5 protein-coding genes are annotated in these 3,885 nt (G+C 67.9%); 4 read left to right on the plus strand and 1 reads right to left on the minus strand.

Annotated features, from left to right (window positions below):
* Positions 1-737: carboxypeptidase family protein (locus tag RMN84_RS05770; RefSeq protein WP_309611244.1), on the plus strand; the 737-nt coding region annotated here is incomplete at its 5' end.
* Between the two features lies 1 nt (position 738).
* Positions 739-1,425 (plus strand): 2,3-diphosphoglycerate-dependent phosphoglycerate mutase, encoded by a 687-nt coding sequence (gpmA, locus tag RMN84_RS05775; protein WP_309611245.1) that lies wholly within the window; start codon positions 739-741, stop codon positions 1,423-1,425.
* 15 nt (positions 1,426-1,440) lie between these two features.
* Here the strand turns inward: gpmA and RMN84_RS05780 are convergent, their stop codons facing one another.
* Entirely contained in the window at positions 1,441-1,992 is a 552-nt protein-coding gene (locus RMN84_RS05780) for a GGDEF domain-containing protein (protein ID WP_309611246.1), read from the minus strand.
* A gap of 197 nt (positions 1,993-2,189) precedes the next feature.
* Here RMN84_RS05780 and purE point away from each other — a divergent pair, with 197 nt between their 5' ends.
* Together purE and RMN84_RS05790 are read left to right on the plus strand one after the other, a co-directional pair.
* On the plus strand, positions 2,190-2,645 hold the full coding sequence (gene purE, locus RMN84_RS05785; RefSeq protein ID WP_405051446.1) for a 5-(carboxyamino)imidazole ribonucleotide mutase: 456 nt from the start codon (positions 2,190-2,192) through the stop codon (positions 2,643-2,645).
* Positions 2,642-3,694 (plus strand): 5-(carboxyamino)imidazole ribonucleotide synthase, encoded by a 1,053-nt coding sequence (locus tag RMN84_RS05790; RefSeq protein WP_309611248.1) that lies wholly within the window; start codon positions 2,642-2,644, stop codon positions 3,692-3,694. The genes purE and RMN84_RS05790 overlap by 4 nt, the downstream gene beginning before the upstream one ends.
* The last annotated feature ends 191 nt before the right edge of the window (positions 3,695-3,885 follow it).

Consider the following 3,885-nt stretch of genomic DNA (forward strand, 5'->3'; position numbering starts at 1 on the left):
CCTACCGCTCGCTCGGGCTCAGCCTCGACGGACAGGACATCGACTGCCTGACGATCGGCGAGGGCGACCTCACCGTGTGGCTCTACGCCCGTCAGCATCCCGGCGAATCGATGGCCGAATGGTGGATGGAGGGTGCGCTGGAGAAATTGACCGATCCCGACGATCCCGTCGCCCGCATCCTGCGCCGCGACTGCACCTTCCATGTCGTGCCCAACATGAACCCCGACGGATCGCGCCGCGGCCATTTGCGGACCAACGCCGCCGGCGTCAACCTCAACCGCGAATGGCACGCCCCGACCGCCGATCGCAGCCCCGAAGTGCTTTACGTCCGCAATGCGATGGACGCCGCTCCCCCGGCGTTCGCGATGGACGTCCACGGCGACGAGGCAATCCCGGCCAATTTCCTCGCCGGGTTCGAAGGCATTCCCTCGCTGACCGACCGCCAGTCGGCCCTGTTTAAAACCTTCTCCGACGCGCTCGAACGGCTTTCGCCCGATTTCCAGACGCGCCAGGGCTATGACAGCGCGCCGCCGGGAAAGGCCAATATGTCGATGTCGACGACCCAGCTCGCCGAGCGCTTCGGCTGCGTGTCGATGACGCTCGAAATGCCGTTCAAGGACAATAGCGACCTGCCCGACGAGCTCTACGGCTGGTCGCCCGAGCGCTCAAAATATCTCGCCGCCGCCTGCCTCGACGCGCTCCACGCGACACTGCCCGATCTGACGGCGGCCAAATAGCATGCCGACCCTCGTCCTGCTCCGCCACGGCCAATCGCAATGGAACCTCGAAAACCGCTTCACCGGCTGGTGGGACGTCGACCTGACCGAGCAGGGCGAGGGCGAGGCACGCGCCGCCGGGCGCCTGCTCAAGGAAAAGGGCTTCGATTTCGACCGCTGCTTCACCTCGCTCCAGACCCGCGCGATCCGCACGCTCGATCTGGTGCTGGCGGAAATGGGTCGCTCGTGGCTGCCGGTGACCAAGGCGTGGGAACTTAACGAGCGTCACTATGGCGGGCTGACGGGCCTGAACAAGGCCGAGACGGTCGCGAAGGTCGGCGAGGAGCAGGTCAAGATCTGGCGCCGCTCGTTCGACATCCCGCCGCCGCCGCTGGACGCCGACAGCCAATATGACGTCGCCTCCGACCGCCGCTACGCCGGGCTGCCGGTGCCGACGACCGAAAGCCTCAAGGACACCATTGCGCGCGTGCTCCCTTATTTCGAGAACCACATCGCCCCCGCGCTGACCGCCGGCGAGCGCGTCATCGTCGCCGCCCACGGCAACTCGCTCCGCGCGCTGGAGAAATATCTGTCGAACATCGCCGACCGCGACATCGTCGGCCTCGAAATCCCGACCGGCCAGCCGATCGTCTATGAGCTAGGCGACGATTTCGCGGTGAAGGACCGCTATTATCTGAGCGAGCGGTAGGGACGCTGTAGCACCCTAAGCCGCCACTTTCCCCCGGTACATCGCCTGGTCCGCCCGCGCGAGCACACACGCCGGCGTATCCCCCGCTTCGATCATCGTCATCCCGATCGCCACCGACAGCGGCACCGTTGCCGCGCCAATCTCGAACCGCTCTCCCGCTACCATTTCGACCAGCCGCGCCGCCGTCTCGGCCGCGCTCTGCTCGTCGGCATGGTCGAGCAGGATGCCGAATTCGTCGCCGCCCAGCCGCCCGACACAGTCGGTCGATCGCTCGCCGCTGACCAGCATCGCCGCTACATGGATCAGCGCGCGATCGCCCGTCTCATGACCATGGCGGTCGTTGACCAGCTTGAGCCCGTCGAGATCGACGAACAGCACTGCCGACGGCTCGCCGTATCGCACGACGCGCGCGATTCCCAGCTCCAGCGCCCGCAAAAACCCGCGCCGATTGGGCAGCGGCACCAGCGAATCATGATGCGCCAGCCGGTCGAGCTCGGCACAGCGCGCCTCGAGCTGGGCCACGCGTCCGCGCAGGCGGGCGATCTCCGTGTCCTTGGGCTCGGTCATGCCATGTTGCACCTGTTGCCATCCCTGAACGCGCGTCGGCGACGCATCCCTCATATCCCAGATCAAAACGACGGCAAACGCGGCTTTGATCCCTGTCCCACATTGCGCCACCCGGCGCATCTTCCTAAGCAAGGTGGCTTCGCGGGGAAACGGGGCGAACGTGCGTGGCGGATAACAGCATCGACATCGGCATCATCATGGGCAGCCGCTCCGACTGGGAGACGATGCGCCACGCCGCCGACACGCTCGCCGCGCTCGGCATTGGCCATGAAAGCAAGATCGTCTCGGCCCACCGCACGCCGCAGCGGCTCTACGACTATACCGCCGCCGCCGCCGCGCGGGGCCTCAGGATCATCATCGCGGGTGCGGGAGGCGCGGCGCATCTGCCCGGCATGGCGGCGTCGATGACCGCGCTGCCGGTGCTCGGCGTGCCAGTCGAATCGAAGGCGCTCGGCGGCGTCGACAGCTTGCTCTCGATCGTCCAGATGCCCGCCGGCGTCCCGGTCGGCACGCTCGCCATCGGCAAGCCCGGCGCGATCAACGCCGCGCTGCTCGCCGCGTCAATCCTCGCGCTGAACGATCCCGCCCTGGCTCGGCGGCTGGCCGCGTGGCGCAGCGCCCAGACCGACGCCGTGGCCGAATCACCCGAATGAGAATCGCGCCGGGCGGAACCATCGGCATCATCGGCGGCGGCCAGCTCGGCCGGATGCTCGCGCTCGCCGCCGCGCCATTGGGCTACAAGGTTCATGTCCTCGCGCCGGAGGATTCGCCCTGCGCGGCGGTCGTCACGGCGGACTATACCCGCGCCAGCTTCGACGATGCCGACGCGCTGGCCCGCTTCGCCGCAGAAGTCGACGTCGTCACTTACGAGTTCGAAAACCTCCCCGTCGCGCCGCTCGAAGCGCTCGGCGACAAGCTGCGTCCCGGCACCCGCTCGCTCGCCATCGCCCAAGACCGCGCCGCCGAGAAACGCTTCATCGAGGCGAGCGGCGCGCGCGTCTCCCCGTGGCGTGAGGTCAATGCACTCGACGACGTCACCGCCGCCGTCACCGCGCTCGGCCTGCCGCTGGTGCTCAAGAGCCGCCGCCTCGGCTACGACGGCAAGGGCCAGGCGTGGATCCGCCACCCCGACGACGCCGTTGCCGCCTGGGACAGCATCGGCCGCCAGCCCGCCGTTGCCGAAGCCGCGGTCGCCTACGACGCCGAATATTCCGTCCTCCTCGCCCGTACCGCGACCGGCGACATCGCCTGCTGGGACGTGCCGCGCAACAGCCACGAAGACGGCATCCTGCGCCGCTCCGACGTCCCCTCCGGCCTCGCCGATCTTGACACCGCCATCGGACAGGCGCGCACGCTGGCCGACGCCCTCGGCCATGTCGGCGTGATGGCGGTCGAATATTTCGCCACCCCCGCCGGCCCGCTCGTCAACGAAATCGCCCCCCGCGTCCACAACAGTGGCCACTGGACGATCGAAGGCGCCGAAACCTCGCAGTTCGAACAGCACATCCGCGCGGTGTGCGGCCTGCCGCTAGGGGCGGTTGGCATGACCGGGCGGGCGGTGGCGATGGACAATCTGCTGGGGGACGAGGTCGACCGCTGGGCCGAGCTGATCGCCGATCCGGGCGCGCATCTGCATTTGTACGGCAAGGGCGCGGCGCGGCCGGGGCGGAAGATGGGGCATGTGACCCGGGTGACGCGCTGAACGAAGGTCGGCCAACGCCCGCCTTCACCCCCGCCGTCGCCCCGGGCTTGACCCGGGGTCCCGCTTCTTATTGATCGAGACATAGCAAGTGGCGGCTGGGACTACATCTTAACGAATCGAGTGCAGAGACAATCGACGTTACGGAACCCACTTCATGCGCGATTTCGGCTTCTCGGCCAAAGCAATTTCCG

Source organism: Sphingomonas sp., assembly GCF_031380695.1.
GTDB lineage: Bacteria > Pseudomonadota > Alphaproteobacteria > Sphingomonadales > Sphingomonadaceae > Sphingomicrobium.

Bases quoted from the DNA above. Each gene is read 5' to 3' on its own strand.
- gpmA (WP_309611245.1), top strand. From the start codon at position 739: ATGCCGACCCTCGTCCTGCTCCGCCACGGCCAATCGCAATGGAACCTC.
- RMN84_RS05780 (WP_309611246.1), bottom strand. From the start codon at position 1,992: ATGACCGAGCCCAAGGACACGGAGATCGCCCGCCTGCGCGGACGCGTG.
- purE (WP_405051446.1), top strand. From the start codon at position 2,190: ATGGGCAGCCGCTCCGACTGGGAGACGATGCGCCACGCCGCCGACACG.
- RMN84_RS05790 (WP_309611248.1), top strand. From the start codon at position 2,642: ATGAGAATCGCGCCGGGCGGAACCATCGGCATCATCGGCGGCGGCCAG.